9 protein-coding genes are annotated in these 16098 nt (G+C 65.5%); all 9 read right to left on the bottom strand.

The annotated features are described in order from the left end of the window. Positions 1-227: 227 nt before the first annotated feature. Positions 228-1172: a DUF6708 domain-containing protein gene (locus LFL96_RS00265; protein ID WP_280996934.1), complete on the bottom strand. Its 945-nt coding sequence runs from the start codon at positions 1170-1172 to the stop codon at positions 228-230. 3 nt (positions 1173-1175) lie between these two features. Continuing rightward, on the bottom strand, positions 1176-3950 hold the full coding sequence (locus tag LFL96_RS00260) for a T6SS effector BTH_I2691 family protein (RefSeq protein ID WP_280996933.1): 2775 nt from the start codon (positions 3948-3950) through the stop codon (positions 1176-1178). Then, the gene (locus LFL96_RS00255) at positions 3947-4858 is read right to left on the bottom strand and encodes a DUF4123 domain-containing protein (protein WP_280996932.1); all 912 of its coding nucleotides are present in this window, start codon (positions 4856-4858) and stop codon (positions 3947-3949) included. The genes LFL96_RS00260 and LFL96_RS00255 overlap by 4 nt, the downstream gene beginning before the upstream one ends. A 1-nt stretch (position 4859) precedes the next feature. Then, positions 4860-7712: a type VI secretion system Vgr family protein gene (gene tssI, locus LFL96_RS00250; protein WP_280996931.1), complete on the bottom strand. Its 2853-nt coding sequence runs from the start codon at positions 7710-7712 to the stop codon at positions 4860-4862. A gap of 48 nt (positions 7713-7760) precedes the next feature. Further along, positions 7761-8633 carry a hypothetical protein gene (locus tag LFL96_RS00245; protein WP_280996930.1) on the bottom strand — a complete coding sequence of 291 codons (873 nt, stop codon included), beginning with the start codon at positions 8631-8633 and terminating at the stop codon, positions 7761-7763. A gap of 53 nt (positions 8634-8686) precedes the next feature. Beyond that, positions 8687-12463: a type VI secretion system tip protein VgrG gene (vgrG, locus tag LFL96_RS00240; RefSeq protein ID WP_280996929.1), complete on the bottom strand. Its 3777-nt coding sequence runs from the start codon at positions 12461-12463 to the stop codon at positions 8687-8689. Positions 12464-12536: 73 nt separating this feature from the next. Next, a complete protein-coding gene (locus LFL96_RS00235) occupies positions 12537-14960 on the bottom strand; it encodes a DUF2235 domain-containing protein (RefSeq protein WP_280996928.1) in 2424 nt (807 codons plus the stop codon). After that, on the bottom strand, positions 14957-15529 hold the full coding sequence (locus tag LFL96_RS00230; protein ID WP_280996927.1) for a DUF3304 domain-containing protein: 573 nt from the start codon (positions 15527-15529) through the stop codon (positions 14957-14959). Before LFL96_RS00230 ends, LFL96_RS00235 begins: the two co-directional genes overlap by 4 nt. Then, positions 15526-16044 (bottom strand): DUF3304 domain-containing protein, encoded by a 519-nt coding sequence (locus LFL96_RS00225; RefSeq protein ID WP_280996926.1) that lies wholly within the window; start codon positions 16042-16044, stop codon positions 15526-15528. The genes LFL96_RS00230 and LFL96_RS00225 overlap by 4 nt, the downstream gene beginning before the upstream one ends. Positions 16045-16098 lie beyond the last annotated feature (54 nt).

The raw sequence follows: 16098 nt of genomic DNA, 5'->3' as shown, positions 1-16098 counted from the left end.
GCTGACAGACGCGCTTTATTTATTACCGAGTGTTTCGATTTGTAACCGGCCGTAATTTACTTGTATTTGAGTTTCGGCGGCGTAAAACATTGTGAAGAATGCGCAAATGCAACACATTATGCGCATCGAATGAAAGGTCGAAGGCGTGGAAAAGCGGTGAATCGGGGCGTTAGAGCAATAATGCCGCCGGCGTTTCGCAAGCCACCGGCTGTCCGGTCAAATCAAAATCACATCACCTTCCACAGTTGGGAAGGATTCGAGCGCGCATCTTTGGCGAACGGATCGCCTGCGTCGATGGCGCACGCGGCTTCGATATGCGCTGGCCAGACCGGAATCCGGCAGGTTCGCATCGCCAGCCATCGGCCGAACGAGAACAGCAGGAAGGCCGGCGCCATGATCACCTGCACGAAGGTGAGGCCCGGCAGATTCAACGCGAGCCGCATCAAGCCGAACGCCCAGCTTTCCCGCCGCTCGGCGATGGGCAGGTACGCGAGCGTATAAGGCACGATCGCGCCCGGCCCGTCCTCCATGTAACGCCGGACATATTCCCAGTACCGGTGAAGCCCCGCGATTTCCGGCCACGACAGCGCGAAAGCGAACGACTCGACGACGGTCACGCGATCGTCGGCCAGCACATGGCCGCGCACGTCCCAGGTTTGAATGCCGAACGCGCGATTGCCGCGGCCCAGCGTGAAGAACACCTTGTCCCACGGCACCGAAAGCACCGTTCCATCCAGCCGGAACACATGCACCATCCGCTGATCGCGCTGCAGGCGAATCGGATAGTGCGTCAGGCGGAAGCATTCCCGCGCGAGCAGCCAGAGCAGCGCGCAGACCAGCGCGATGCCCATCAGCAACGGCACGCCGCCGAAAACCAGATGGGTCGTCCGGTCGTCGACGTTCTCCGCGAAGCCGCCGAGAAAAATGGTGGCCGACACCCACGTGGTGAACACACCGACGAGCAGCAAGGCCACCGTCACGAAGGTCAACGCGCCTTTCCAGCCGTAGTACTTGTCCGCGACTTCCAGATAGCGGCTGTTCATCCTGATCGTCGCGCTGTAGTAGTTCGGCTCGACCTCCAGCCGTTTCGCCGGATCGAGCCGGTTGCGGCGCTCTTCGTCCGTCAGCGGACGATTGACTTTGTACTTGTTGATGAGCCCGGTGTATTCCATCGTTCAGCCTTTGGTTGCCACTTCGAGTTGCTGCATTTCGATTTCCGAGGTCTTGTACTTGGCCTGCGTGTCCTTGCTTTTCCCCCAGTACGTCAATTCGATCCAGTCCTGCACCTTGTTATTGACGAGCAGCGTCATCACGAAGGCCCACGCCACCATCAAACCGACCACCAGCAAGCCCCAACCCGTCCAGCCGATGAACAGCAGCACCGTCGCCGCCGCGCCCAGCAATGCGGACGCCGCGTACGCGCCGGCCGCCGCGGTGTGGCCGGCCTTGGACTCTTCGTACGCGCGCCAGCCGTCCCACGCGGCCATCATGATGCCCGCGATCACGCCGACCGCGCGTCCCACGACGCCGAATATCTTGATGCCGGTTTCCAGCGCCGCCTGGCCCATGCGCACCCCGGCAACCGACAGTCGCGTGAGGCCGCCCTCGATCGCATCCGCGATCGCGCCGAAGATCGCCAGCCCCTGCGTATAGACCCGGCGACGCATCTCGCTCTGGTGAACCGCGAGCGCATCCTGTTCGCCCTGCATGATGGAGTGCATGGCCCAGCCGTTCGCGAGCAGCGCGAGCACGGCGAAGGTGAACGGCAGATTGACCTTGATGCGCTCGCTGCCGCGCACCACCGACTCGCGATAGTCCGCGAGATTGAGATCGTCGACCTGCTGCGGCGTGCGGATGGATTTCGCGAGCCATTTGGCCTGATCGTCGACGCTCAGATTCTTCGGCATCTTGCCGACCTCGTCGGGGTCGATCATCAGGAGCCAGGTTTTCTTGTCGTTGCCCTTGGTATCGACGCCGCAGATCTCCTGGCGCCGCAGTTCGTCGGCGACTGCCTTCTCCATCTTGTTCTGCGGAATCGATTTGGCCTTGCCGCTCAGCTTGAGCATGTTCCTGATCAGCGACGCGCGGAACGCCTTCTTGCCGCCCTCGATCGTGACCAGCACGTAGGGCCGCTGCGCGGCCACGCCAAGCGCGACGAGCCCGGCATAAATCTGCTTGCTCTCGCCGACCTTCTTCAAGGTCGCGGTGATGGCGCCGGCCACCAGCGTCGCAAGCCGGCCGATTTCATCCCGCTGCGCTTCGAGCAACTGATCGAAGGTCGCCTTGCCGATGCCCATCAGCTTGTCCCACGGCAACTCCGCCCACGCGACGCTGCTCTGCACCGCGCTCTGGATCGCCTTCGCCTGCGTATCCTGATGCGCGCACAGCGCACGCAGCAGGATATTGCGCTTGTCGGTCAGGTCGCCCTGGAGCCACTGGTTGTACAGATCCGCGCTACAACTTTTGTCCTGCGTGCCGGCGATGCATTGCCCGAACACCATCGTGTAGACGATCCCGCTCTGCACCACCTGACTGTCGAAATTGCAGTCGAAATAGTTGTAGAAGCTGTCGCCCTTCAGCAGATCCCGATGGGCCACCGCGAGCGGACCGAGCACGTTCTGATCGAAGGATTGCAACGCGGTGTTGAAGCTGTTCTGCCACGCCACGCGCTGCGGCTCGGAATACAGCTCGTCGTATTTCTTCCACTCGTCGTCGCCGGCCTTGCGTAGCTGGTCCGCGGTAATGGCGCGGTCCAGCGCCGCGAGCGACGCATTGCCGGCCACCGGCATCGCCATCATGCCGCCCGACATCACGTAGCCGTTCTCGTCGCGCTGCGCCTGTTCTTCGCGGCCATTGATGAAATCCTGTTCCGCCTGCGTCCGGATCGCGTCGCGAATCTGTTCGATCACGCCCGAGAGCGCGGTCTTGCGCGGCCGGTCCTTGTCGCTGCGTTCGTCGCGCATGAAAGCCTGCATCCGCATGCGCATCAGCAGCGCGAGTTCGGCGGCCACGCCGGCGGGATCGGGCACGGCCACCATCACGGCTTCGTACGGTTTCGCGACCTGCTTGCCCCAGTCCGTGAGCCCCTGGGTCTGATCGCCGAGGATATTGAGCGGCTGCTGCGAAAACCCGATCGCACGGTCCGATACGACGGTGATTTCCGGCAGCCACGTCCCCGCCAGACTTTGCTTGACCGACGCGAGTTGCGCCTGCGTCTGCGCTTCCTGCTTCTGCGCGGCGCTGGCCGCCGCGCCGGTCAGCGGATGCGCCGCGCGCGCCTGCTGCATCTGCTTGAGTTGCTGTTCGAGCGCCGCGGCCTGTTTCGTCAGCGCATCGTGCGTCTGCGTCGCGCTCGTGTCGGGTTTGAGCACCTTGCTGAACTCGGCGACGTTCTTCAATCGATCGAACGAATCCATGTGCGCGGCGGCCTTGCGCGCACGCACGTCGGCCATGTCGATGCAGCGCATGTGGCGCTTCCGGTAAGCCGCCTCCGAATGCGCGGCGAGGACGTTCTCCGTCCACATCACGTCGGAGAACGCCAGCCAGATCTTGCCCGCGTGCGCGGCGTCCTTCACCGTGATGCAGCGCGCCAGATACGGGTCGGCCTTGCGCACGCAGGCATCGTTGAAGGCCTTGTCCGGCACTTGCGGCGGCGTCTTCGCGTGCACGTCGAAGTGGTAGAGCAGCCCCCGCTTGTTGACCACGTAGCCGCCCCACTCGCCTCGCACCTCGTCGAACACGTACAGATAGCCGGGGCGCAGAATCCGCAGCGTGTGCTTGGCGCTGTCCTTGGGCAAATTGACGCTGCCCGCGTCGAACGGCGCGACGATGTCCGGCGCCTTGCCGCCGAGATCGGTGCGCGCCACCGCGTAACGCAGCGGCAGAATCGGCAGGCCGCTGCGGTCGCAGAACGGGCAGCTTTGAACCGGCGGATTGGCGGCGGCAGTCATATGCGTTCCTTCGATTGATCTAGTTCACGGCTTAAACGTTGCATGGCCGCCTCGTTCAGATGACGGCAAGCGCCCACGTAGCTGAGTTCGCCCGCCTGCGCGCGAGCCAGACAGGCCAGCAGTTCGGGATGCGCATGGATGTCGGCATGAAAACGCACGGCCTGCTCCGCGTAGAGCTGACGATCGCTGGCGTCGGCCAGGCGATGCTGCGTCCACGCTATCTCGATCGATGCATCGATGCGCCGGGCAAGCGCCGCATCGACCGGCACCTGCGGCGCGCGCCGCCGCAAGTGCTTCAAGGTCTCGTTGATGTCGCCAAGCCGGAGCAGCGTGTCCCATTGCTTCGGCGCGAGGAGCAGGCGCGCGTGCCCATCGTGCGGTTCTTGCGGTTCCTGTGCATCGCGCGGGCTGTGTGCCGCGGCGGTCTGTTCGCGGGACTGCCACGCGCCGTCGGCGGTCGGCCACGCCCAACGCTGCACGGGCCCGAGCAGGCTCGCCCACTGCGACGCGCCGAGCAGCCAGTTCAAATGCCACAGCACGCGCGGATCGTGCAGCCGAACCACGTCGTAATCGCGGCGCGCGTGGTGGTACTGCACCATCTGCCTGGCGAGGTGCTCGCGCACTCGCGCGGGTTCGGCCTGCGAGTGCAGCAGGCTGCAGAAATACGGCGTGCCGCATTCCGCTTCCCATCGACGGGCGCGCGCCAGTAGATCGTCGCGGCCGCGTTCGTCCATGTCGTACAGCTCGACGAGACGCGGAAACAGTTCGGCCTGGTCCTTGAAGCGCGGCGGCACGATCGGCTCCGAACGCAAGTCGCGCCACTCGGTGTCGTCCACCTGAAGCGGATTGATCAGCGCGTACGGATACGACCGGAACGTCGTCTCGTCCAGCACAGCGGATACCGGCATCTCAGGCCCCGCTCATGGTGCCGGCGCCGATCGCGTCCGCGCCGCGCGCGGTGTATTCGCACAGCTTGGGTTGGCTACGCGCCATGTCGGCTTGCGCACTCGCGCTTTGCGGTCCGGTCAGGCTATGGCTCGCCGCATGAAACTCGACGGTGCCGGGCGCGCCGATCTCGATGCCGTTGCCTTCCATCTTCAGATAGGCCTTGGCCGCGTTGAGCAGCACGCGCTTCGGCGCCTGCACGTTGACCGCCGCCTGCGCACTGGCCAGCGTCACGGCTTTCTGCGCCGACGCGGCGAGCGTGCCGCCGTTCTGCGCCTGCACGCTGACCGCGCCGCTGGCGGCATGCAACGCGATGCCCTGCCCGGACACCGGACGGCCCTTGCCCGCTTGTCCCTGCGTGTAGAGCGCGATGCCCTTGTTGGCGACGACGCTCGTCTTGCCCGCGGCGATCAGTTGCAGATCCTGACCGGCGCTCAATACCGTTTCCTTCCCCGAGACCCACACGTGACTCTTCGCGGAAATCGCGGCCAGACCCTGCTCGCCGTGCGCGACGAGATGCGGACGGCTCCACGCGACCGCGCTGCCGCTGCCGCCGCCTTCGTTGGCGTCGCTGCTTTGGCGCACCGCGCCGAGCGCGTCGTGGCTGGCCTGAATGCCGGCGAGCGCGGCCAGCGGTGAGGCCTGCGCGGCGCCAGCACCGGCGCCGGCGGCCGGCGCAGCGGATGCGGCACTGCTAGCCGCAACGCCTGAAGACGCACCACCCGCCGGCGCGGCCGATGCCGCCGCCCCAAACTCCGCGCCATGCTTCTGCGCCGTATCGGCGAGGTTCTTCAACGTCTGCTGACTCTGCGCGAGCGCCTGAGCCGGTCCACCCGCATCCATCTGGCCGACGCCGGGCGCGGAACTGATCAACATGCCCGAACCGCCGCGCAGCGCGCTCGACCCATCGGTCCTCAACTCCGCGCCGTAGCCGCGATCGGCCTGTCGCTGGTTGTCCTGAATCTGCTTGATGTGGCCGAGCGTCAAGCCGCTGTTGCGGTCCGTCGTGTACAGATGCGCGGCGGACTGTCCCGCCGTATCGTCGAGCATGAACTGCCGGTAGCCGCCCGTGCCTTGCTGGCTTTGCCCGAGGTCCTGGGTCTTGAAGCCGGTCAACGCGGCCGGATGCCCATTGCCGGCGAACCAGGCCGCCGCGTTGCCGGTGCTGCCGCTCGGGCCGCCGGCCTGGCCGTTGTGCTGCGCGTCCTCGTTGCCTTGACCGTTATAAAGCGCCGCCACCGCCACCGGACGATCGGGCTGTCCCTCCAGCCATTCGGTCCACACCTCCTGGCCGACGCGCGGAATGCTCACGCCACCCCAGTTGTCGCCGCCGACCGGCGTCATCACCCGCGTCCACGTACCCGCGCCCTGATCCGCCGGCGCATTGGACGCGTGCGGATGATCTTCGCGGCTGGCGGCATTCTGTCCGCGCTGCGCGTGATGCTGGACCCGGATCCGGTGATCGCGGTCGGTATGAACCGGATTGCCGCTGCCCACGGTGATCGCCGTCTGCGCACCCGGCACGATGGCCACGGGATGCGAGCGCGCGCCATGACCGCCATCCGCGAGCGGGCGATAGGTTTGCGTGACCGGCAGCGCGGAGAAGTGGTTGCGATAGACCGGCGCGTTGCCGTCGGCCGGCGAGCCGCCGACAAGCGCGCCGATGGCGGACGGGCCGTCCGCCTGCACGTCGAGCATGCGCGGAATCGCACCGACCTGGCGCGCGATTGCGCTGTGCACAGCGGCATCGACATTGGCGCGCGCTTCATGTTCGACGCGCAGACACACGAACGCATCCGATGCGCCGAGCGTCGGATGCTGGCTGAGCGCGAAGCGCAAACCCGGCCGCATGTCGCGGCGCGTGCTCGCGCCCGCGCTGCGCGTCGCCGCGACCCGCTGGGCGTCCAGTTGCTGCTGCGCGCGCTGATCGCCCGCCGGTCCCGTCTGGAACGCGTACGGACCCGCGACGTCCCGATCGACGCCGGGCACCACCGCGCCGCTCGCCCGCGCGCCGGTGGGTCGCGTCGACAGGCTGCGGTGATCCCAGCTCGCGCGCACCACGCTACCGATCCGCCAGCGCTGCGCCGGCATGAAGTGCTGCACGCTGCCTTGCGGATCGCCGTCGCTGGTCTGGTGAAAACCGATCACCTCGGGCGTGTCGGGCGTGAAGCGTTGATTCGAATCGGCGAGCACGAGCGTGTGCGTGCCGAAGCTAGCCGACCCGGCATCGCCCGTATGTTCGAACCAGTAGAAGAGACCTTCTTCGGCCCACAGACGCGCGAGGAAATCGAAATCGGACTCGCCGGCCTGCGCGCTCAAGCTGCGCTTGCGATATTTCGCGCGGTCGCCGAGCGCCCAGCGCCACGCGGGCGTCACCGCGCCGCGCGTGTGATAACCGAAAATCTGCTCGCTGATGTCGATGACGCTCGCGTCCTGGTAGTTGTAGCTGTCCACCCGTTGACGCAGCAGCGCGAGCCACGGCTCGACCACGAACCGGTAGCGCGCGAGCCCGCCGTTATAGCCGACGAGTTCGGCCGACACGACATGACCATGCAGCGGCCGGCGCGCATCGCCGCCTTCTGCCGCTTGCCACTCGATCAGCGCCGGCGTGCCGAGCGCCTGCGCGAGCGGCAGATCGGGACGCTCGGACAGCGCGGTCACCTGCAGGCGGAAGCCGCCGTGATCGATGGCCTCCCAGCCTTGCACGCTTTCGGCGACCAGCGCATCGCTGCCCAGCGACGTCGTCAGCCGCAGGAAACGGTTCTGCTGCGACCAGCCGCCGAACAGTGCCTGTCGAATATCCGGAGTCGTCACCATGTCTCTATGCCTCGAATTCGCTGCGGCGGTACGAACCGCCGCGAGATATCACTGCGCCTGCAACTCGACCGGCTGCACGTCGTTCATCGGAGTCCGGACGTTGCCGTGCAGTTCGGCCGGCGCGAGCAGGTCGATACTCATCCGGCCGGTAAAGCGGTAGCTGCCCGAGGTGATCCGCCGCGACGAAGAAGTGCTGCCGAAGGTGACATCGGAATAGGGAACCTCGAAGGTCAGCGTCGCCGCTTCTCCCGGCTTCACGGCGATCGTCGACGCGTAGCCGCGCGACGCCTCGCTCAGGTAGCGGCTCGTGAGACGCACGTGAAAAGACGTGCCGGCCTGGTTGATCGCCCCGATCTCCACGTTGCGCAGATCCGGCCGGTTGAGATCGGGCGTCCACGTATCCGGGCCCGCGATGCTGACCGCCTCCTGCCCTTCGTTGCGGAACGTCAGATCGACGACGAATCCCTCCTTGCCCGGATGCGCGGCGAACACCGGATGAAGCTTGATGTCCGGATGACCGTCCTTCAGCACCTTGTCGGCGATCTCGTAGAACGGATCGAGCCGCGAGTTGAACGCTTCACCCGGCTGGTAATCGTATTTGCCCTCGTAATGCCGGCCGTCCTTCTCGAACGAAAAGTCGAACACCGCGCCGCCGCGCGTGAGTGGCCCGGTAAAGCTGCGGCTGCTCAGCGCCGTCTTCAACGCGTCGATCTGTTGCCGCGCGCCGGCCTTGTCGACGCTCAGCACGTATTTGCCGATGCCCTTGTACGTCGTCTCCGGGAACACGCCGACGTCGCGTCCGCGCGCGTAGTACGCGATCTCGCCGTCCGTGACCTTGATGGTCATGGGCGGCTGGCGATCCATCGATCCCGCCCCGTCGTCAACGACGAAAAAGTCGGACGGATTCTTGCCGCTTGCCATGTCTGTCACTCCGAAAAGAACTACGGAAACCAACGCCATTACCGCTGTCCGCTTCATTTCAACACGTCCCATTGAATGCCGGTCCGGCCTTCGAACCAGTCACGAAAACCATGCATGTAGTACTTCTGGATGGCCGGGTTCGCGTTGTACATGCCCTGCCCCATCAGATTCGTATCGGTCGTGCGCTGCCAGTTGTCGACCAGTTCGGCCATCTGCACGTCGACGAGTTTCTGCGCGTTGATGTACCCCTTATAGACCGTCCCCGCGCCGACGAAATATTCGTCCGGCCACGCGAACAGGTGACCGGTTTCGTGGGAGATCGCGTTCTGCGTCGAGATCGGCACATACCATTGCACGTTCGAATCCCACATCACCTGCACTTCGCCCCAGTTCGCGGAGTTCGGCCGGGTCGCGCTCGGATAGAGATTGATGCTCGCGTGAGAGCGGCCCGTGGTGACGAACTGCACCTTCATCGCGACCTTCACCTTGCACGTGCAGGCGCCGCCGCGTGGGCAGGCTTTCGGCCGCAGATAGTAGTGGTCCTGATTCAGACGGCTCTCGATCCGCCGCTGGAATCCGGCGATGCTGGCCGCGCCGCCGGTCCGGTTGATCGGGCGAATTTTGACGCCTGGTGCGAGGCCGTCGGTGTTGAACGGAATCGACTTGGGTTTGCCGGCGGCGTCGAGCACGAGCTGGTTGCTGGCATCCAGCAGATACTGATCCTTCAGCACGACCTTGATGAGAACGGTCGCGGTCAGCGTGGTGGTGCCCGGTGCGTACTCGATGTCGAACGTGCCGCTCGAGTTGGCGAAGTTGAGAAGCCTTTTCTGACCTTGATTGTCCAGCACCGCGTTGCCCGACGCGTCCGTCTCGTAGTAGTCGATCGCGCCCATGCTGACGGTGTAGTCGTTCTGCTTCGCCGCCTGCAGCTGCTGCGCGCAGATGCTCGGCGCCGCCGGCGGCACTTTCGACGGCGGCCCGGAAAGCTCGCTGCTGATCGGGATATACGGCTTCGGTCCTGACGCGCCGGCCGCGGGCGCTGCTGGATTGGCGCCCTGCGTGGTGCCCGGCGCCGCAGCCGATGCAGCGGCCGATGCCAATGCCGACGCCTGCGGCGCGGCGGATGACAGCGCAGCGGTCGCCCCCGCCGATGCAGCGGCAGCGGCCGTGCCTGTCGCAGCTGTTGCCACCGCCGTCCCGGTTGTCGAACTCGACGCCGTGGCCATCGCCGCCGCCGACGTGGACGACGCCGACGCCCCGCCACCCGCAAATCCACTCGCCAGAAAATCGCACGCATCGCCCGGCGGCGGCGAAACCGGCAACGCGGGCAGTGCGGGTGACGTCGTCGCCGGCCCCGGGAACGGATGCGAGCCCGCCTTCACCACAAACTGCCCCGGCGTCTCCACCGTGATATCCGCGCCCTTCAGCGTGATCCGGTTCGGTCCCTGCTGCAGCACGATCGCGTCGCGCGCCAGCACGTCGAGCCGGTCTTCGGTCGACACGATCCGCACGGTCTGGTCCGCGAGAATGTCCATTGCGGCGGTGTGCGCCTCGACACTCACCGGCCCTTGATTGGCGATCGCCTTCACGCCGCCCGCCGCGCTGAACAGACTCACCGCGTCGTTCGACGCACCCGCCACCGTCGCGCCGGCACCCAGATGCGCATCGCCCTGCACGGTCACATGCGTGTACTCCGCCGCATACGACACCGCGCTGGCCGGCGTGGTCAGCGCAATGCTTTCCGGCGACTCCAGCACGACGGCCGGCGTCGCGAAACGCTCGACCGGGTCGCCGCCCTCGCGCTGCGTCGCGGTCGGCCGGGTTGCGCTCTGTCCGTTGACGGCACTGGTGTACTTGCCGTCCTGCTGCGGATCGATCGCCTTCAGGAAATCGGCCTGCGCGGTGTTGCCGGCGAGGCCGCCCGCCTTCGCGCCGGTCGCCGAGCCATCGAGCCGTTTGGCGGTATCGACCGCCTGCCTCAACTGCCCGACGCTTTCGCCGATATCCATCTGACTCGACGTTGCCTGCGCGCGCGCGGTGCTCGATACCAGCACACCCTCGCCGCCGCGCACCACGCTCCAGCCCTGCGTCGCCAGCTCGAACCCTTCGCCGCGATACGCGCCGCGCACCGCGCCTTGCTGCGCGATCAGATAACCCTGCGAGAGACCACTGTTCGCGACCGCGTTGACCACCTCGTGACGCGACTGCCCCGACGCATCGTCCATCACCCATCGACTACCGGACTGCCCGTCGAGCGTCTGGCTCTGCATGCCGGTCAGCGTGCCCGGATGATTCGCGCTGCTGCCTTCGCCCGCCGCGAACGGCGGCTGAACGCGCCCGCCATACACCTGGCCCAGCACGACCGGCATGTCGATGTTGCCGGAATCGAACCCCACCACCACTTCCGCGCCGACGCGCGGCGTGAAGCTGTGTCCGAAGTTAGGACCGGCCGTTTGCTCCGCGAGACGCGCGACGACGCCCGACTGATGATTGCCCGGCGCGTGACCGGCCGGATTCGACCGGCTCGCGGTATCGGTGAGACCGCCGGGCAGCGGCGCGGCGCCGCGCATCCACGGAAACTGGATGCGCACCTGATGATCGCGCGTGCTGCTGACCCGGTTGCCCGGCTCGCCGACCACGATCGCGGTCTGCACGCCATGCACGGTCGGCCGGTCGCGATACGGCGGCACGATCGGCACGCCGGCCGGCACCGCGACGAAGCGGTTGCGGTAATGCCCCTGCTCCAGCTCGCCGCGTTCGAGCAACCCGGCGATGTCGGCGCCGAGATTGTTGACGGCTTCGTGGTCGATCGACAGCGGCACGAACTCGATCGTCTTGCCGAGATAGCCGGTCAGCGTGTGCACCTTGCCGGTCTCCAGCGTGCGCGACGAGCCCGCGCCGTGGTGCGTCAGTTTCGGCAGACGCAGCGCATCGAAACGCTGTTCGGCGTAGCGCTGCGCGCCATCGCTCGTATCGAAGCGGCCCGCGCGCTGACCGTCGAAAATTTCCCGCACCGGCATGACCGGCGCGCCGTCGTCGGGCTGGCCTTGCGCATGCCCCGCGAGCGCAAGCAGTTCGCCGGCTTTCCAGCTCGTCGCCACCACGCGGTCGGGCACGATCTGATGACGTTCGGTGAATTGCGTCATCACGCCGTCAGGGTCGCCCACGTCCTGCTGATTGAACGCGATGGTGCTGCCTTTGGCGAATTCGGCGCGGCGGTCGAACACCACCACCGTGTGATCGCCCGACGGTGTCTTGCCGCCGTCCTGCGCATGTTCGATACGAAACGACAGGCCCGCTTCCGACAGTTGACGCATCGCGAACGCGAAGTCCGTTTCGCGGTACTGCCCGCGCAGCGCGAAGGTGCGCAGCGGCTCCTTGAGTTCGTAGCGCCGGCGCGCCTCGGGATAGTCGCCGAAGACACGCTCGCACACGCCTTCTGTGTCGAGGTCGACGAAGTACAGGCAGTTGCGCCGCAGGTGCAGCAGCGCCAGCCATGATTCCAGCGTGAGCCGGTAGCGGGTGACTTCGCCGTCGGTGTCCGCATACGCGGCATGCGTGACGTAGCCGTTCCAGCAACGCTCGCCCGCGCCGGTCGCGAGACGCAGACGCGCGGCGCTGCCGATCAGCGGCGTCAGGTCGAGAAACGGCTCGGTGGACAGCACGTCGATCTCGAAGCGGAACGATTCGTTCAGCGCTTCACGGCCGTGAAAGCGTTCGACCGCGAACTTGCCCGGCAACGCGGTATCGATCTGGATGTGGCGGGTAGTCTGCGCGTAGCCCGTCAACGCAGCGTTCAACGCACCCGTCGATGCGGCGGCTAGATCCATGTCGGTTCCCCGTGTTCATACCCGATGCGACGCGCGGCCGTCGCGGTTGCCGGCTCGATGAATGACGCGCGCATCATTGGAAGATCGCTCCAAGGCCCTTGGTATCGAGGTTCATCTGCGCCGCCTGGCGCGCTGCCTCGTAGTCCTCCTGCGCGGTCGGCACATGCGGCGCGACCCAACGCTCACCGTTGATGTACACCGTGCGCCAACGCAGATAGCCCCATTGGAAGTAGAACTCGCGACCGCTGTTCTGCAGCGCGAGCCCCTTCGTGACGGCGGGATCGGTGAGCACCGCGCTGTCGCTCGGCGCCGACGGGTCTTTCGCCGCGCGCGCCTTCTGCGCGGCCTGCGACGCTGCGTCGTAGCGATTCAACACATCGGTCTGCGCGGCGGTGAGCGGCGGCTTGGGCTCGGAGGCCGGCGTCGCCATGCCGGCCGGTCCCATGCCCATCGCGCCCGCGCCGACCGCCTGCAGAATCTGCGCGGTACTCGGCGAGCTACCACCGGTGCTGGCCTGCCACGCCGCATGATCGCGCTGATACGCGGCCTGTTTGTCCTTCATCTCCTGGATCTGGCCGTAGTTCCACGCGTCGTCGTCGGCGCCGAACGGTTTGAACCAGGCGCGCGAATCGTGCATGTAGTTGTCGTAGAGCGCGCTGATGGGCGCCTCGGGCGGACCCATGTACCAGTCGGATTTGACTTCGAGCCACTCCTGCCATTTATCGGCGAGCTGTCTGTTCAGGAACAGTTCCACCTCATGGCCGCCGTATAGCCCGGGCAAGCCCGCGAACATGCCGATCGCGGCGGCGGCCGGCAGCACGGCCGGCGCGTACTTCGCGGCCTTCATCGGATTGTCGCGAACCCAGGTGTCCGCGTAACGCCGCACGTAACGGCCGACGGTCGGCGGACCACCGCCGTTCTTTTCGATGTCGGCGAGATCGTCCCATTCCGCCTTTAGCTCGACGTTGGCGCTGTCGAGATCCGTCGCGTCCTGCGGATAGCTGGCCAGCGACGCCTTGAAACAGGCCTGCGATTTCAGATCGGCAAGCCGCATGCGACGCCAGCGCAGATACAGCCCGTAGTGCGCGCGCATCAGACCCGGCGTGCCGTTTTCGGCGGCGTAGTAGTAATTCGCGCTGGTCTTCACGTACGCGGAAAACGCCTGCTTCAGGCCAGGCGATATCTTGAACGCGTCGGCGGCACGCGCCGCGACGCCCGGGCCTTTGATGTCGAGCGGCACGCCGGATTTGCGTGCCTCGCGGTACATGTCGAGTAGGGGAACCTGCGAGAGCTTGTCGGCGTCGTCCTTGCCCTTGCCTTGTTCGCCCGCGCCGTAGCCGCCGCCCACATCCGAGTGCACGCCCGGATAAACGACCTCTTCGCGTCCGGCCGTCTGGCGGTCGATCAGATCGAGCGGGAACGAGCCGCGTGGCTCATGCGCGGCCACCATATGCACGCAACGGCGCACATAGCTGGGCACCGCCATCAGTTCCTTGCGGCCCCAGCCGCCGTGACCGTCGAATGCCGTCGCGGCGGTACCCTGCGCGATGCCCACGGAGGCCACGGTATCGAAGATGCCGAGAAAATCGAACGACACCGGCACGCCGGCCAGGCTGAAGGGCGCGTCCGATCCGCCGCCGTTCGCGTCCAGTGCATCGACGAGCCAGTTGCTGAAAGTGCGCGCTTCGGCCGAGCCGCGCGAAAAACCGAACACCGACAGGCGGATGCGTTGCAGTTTCGGCTTGGCCTGCGCGAGTTGCGCGCCGATACGTTTCTTTAAATCGTCGCGGCGCTCGTTCAGGATCTGACGGCGTTTCATGTCCCAGGCGTGCATCGCGGCCACCCAGTTCGTGCTGAACTGGCCTTTCAACTGCGCCCAGATGGAGTCCACGCTCCATTCCAGCTCGACGCCGATTTTTTCGGCGGCCATCAGTTTGAGCGCGCCGGCGCCGGCGCTGGAACGCGCCTTGATGTCGCCGAGACTGCCGGGTTGGGGCGGCGTGCCGCCGCTGTAGATGCCCTTGAAATTCATGTCGGCGCTCATGGATTTCACGAGGTCTTTGTCTTTCTTCCCAGCCGCGACGCTCAGCGAAATATCGTGAACGTATTCGTGCAGCAGGTTGTGAATCTGCAACAGCGCCCAGTTGATGCGTCCTTCCCCTGCCCAACCAGCGGCCGCTCCTGCCGCGGCTTGCAAACCCGACCCGTAATCGCCGACCTCATCCACGAACGGCGTACCGACGCCTGCGACGTAAATAACGCGGTGATATTTATCCACAGCAAAAACATCACGAAGCCGCGCGACATTGCTGTGCTTCTTTGACGGCGCGTCCCGTTCGGCGTTGTTGCGCGTACCGTCGAAGAAAAGACCGATGTGCAGGGTCTTGCAGCAACTCAGTCCGTCGTCCTCGGCCAGTCTGTGCAGAATCGCCGCCTGTTCGTCAGGCGTGACCACGCTAACATCGGGCCGCTCTGCCGCGGCAAAACGAAAACTCATGGCTTTATCCTCGGGTCGGGCTTCGGACAACGCGGATCACGGTTAAGCAGTTTGAAATTGACTGGACAGGCTTCGTCCGGGGCTTGCAGGCCTTCCGGAAAACCCGGGAAACCCGGCATCCACTGCGACGCGTAGACCTTGATCTTGTCGTCGGGAAAGAACAGCACCCAGAGGAATCCGTCGGAGAAGTAGTCGTATTTCTCCACCGGCACGACGCGATGTGCCATCGCGTTTTCATCTTTCTTGTAGAGGATGTCGTCCTGCCACGAGACGTTGACCGTCAGGCCGGGATGCCATTTCTTTGGCAACGAAACGCAGCAAAGAATGGCGCCCCCACCGCTACCGAGCCGGCTCGGCGACGTACCGCCCGACGTTCCGTCGACATAGAAAATACCGATGGGCACATCGGTGTAATTCAGCGAGTTCAGTTTCAGGCTCAGCGATTCGTCCACGGGACGCTTCGACACGTCAGCCCGTGCAGGCGAACAGGCTACGACGCCCAACAGCAACGCCAGGAAAACGGCCACGCTAACATCGGGCCGCTCCGCTGTGGCAAAACGAAAACTCATGGCTTTATCCTCGGGTCGGGCTTCGGACAGCGCGGATCACTGTTGCGCAGTTTGAAGTTGACCGGGCACGCTTCATCCGGCGCTTGCAACCCCTCCGGAAAACCGGCGCCGCCAGGCATCCACGGCGAGGCATAGACCTTGATCTTGTCGTCCGGAAAAAACAGCACCCACAAGTACCCGTCCGAAGAGAAGTCGTACTTCTCCACCGGCACGACGCGATGCGCCATCGCGTTTTCGTCTTTCTTGTAGAGGAGGTCGTCCTGCCACGAGAGGTTGACCGTCAGGCCAGGATGCCATTTGGCCGGCAACGAAACGCAGCAGAGAATGCTGCCCCCACCGCTACCGAGCCGGCTCGGCGACGTACCGCCCCACGTTCCGTCGACATAGAAAATGCCGATGGGCACATCCGTGTAATTCAGCGAGTTCAGTTTCAGGCTCAGCGTTTCGTCCACGGGCTGCTTCGACGCGCCATCCTGTGCCGGCGAGCAAGCGACGACGCCCAGCAGCAACGCCATGAAAACGACCCCATGCCAGACACTTTTCATCGATACGACACTACGGTTCATCAC

The organism is Paraburkholderia sp. D15, assembly GCF_029910215.1.
In the GTDB taxonomy this organism is placed as follows: Bacteria; Pseudomonadota; Gammaproteobacteria; order Burkholderiales; family Burkholderiaceae; genus Paraburkholderia.
This window is presented reverse-complemented; position numbering and strand designations above follow the sequence as displayed.

Excerpts from the sequence above, each read along its gene's own strand:
- LFL96_RS00265 (WP_280996934.1), bottom strand. The coding sequence starts at position 1,172 with ATGGAATACACCGGGCTCATCAACAAGTACAAAGTCAATCGTCCGCTG.
- LFL96_RS00260 (WP_280996933.1), bottom strand. The coding sequence starts at position 3,950 with ATGACTGCCGCCGCCAATCCGCCGGTTCAAAGCTGCCCGTTCTGCGAC.
- LFL96_RS00255 (WP_280996932.1), bottom strand. The coding sequence starts at position 4,858 with ATGCCGGTATCCGCTGTGCTGGACGAGACGACGTTCCGGTCGTATCCG.
- tssI (WP_280996931.1), bottom strand. The coding sequence starts at position 7,712 with ATGGTGACGACTCCGGATATTCGACAGGCACTGTTCGGCGGCTGGTCG.
- LFL96_RS00245 (WP_280996930.1), bottom strand. The coding sequence starts at position 8,633 with ATGGCAAGCGGCAAGAATCCGTCCGACTTTTTCGTCGTTGACGACGGG.
- vgrG (WP_280996929.1), bottom strand. The coding sequence starts at position 12,463 with ATGGATCTAGCCGCCGCATCGACGGGTGCGTTGAACGCTGCGTTGACG.
- LFL96_RS00235 (WP_280996928.1), bottom strand. The coding sequence starts at position 14,960 with ATGAGTTTTCGTTTTGCCGCGGCAGAGCGGCCCGATGTTAGCGTGGTC.
- LFL96_RS00230 (WP_280996927.1), bottom strand. The coding sequence starts at position 15,529 with ATGAGTTTTCGTTTTGCCACAGCGGAGCGGCCCGATGTTAGCGTGGCC.
- LFL96_RS00225 (WP_280996926.1), bottom strand. The coding sequence starts at position 16,044 with ATGGCGTTGCTGCTGGGCGTCGTCGCTTGCTCGCCGGCACAGGATGGC.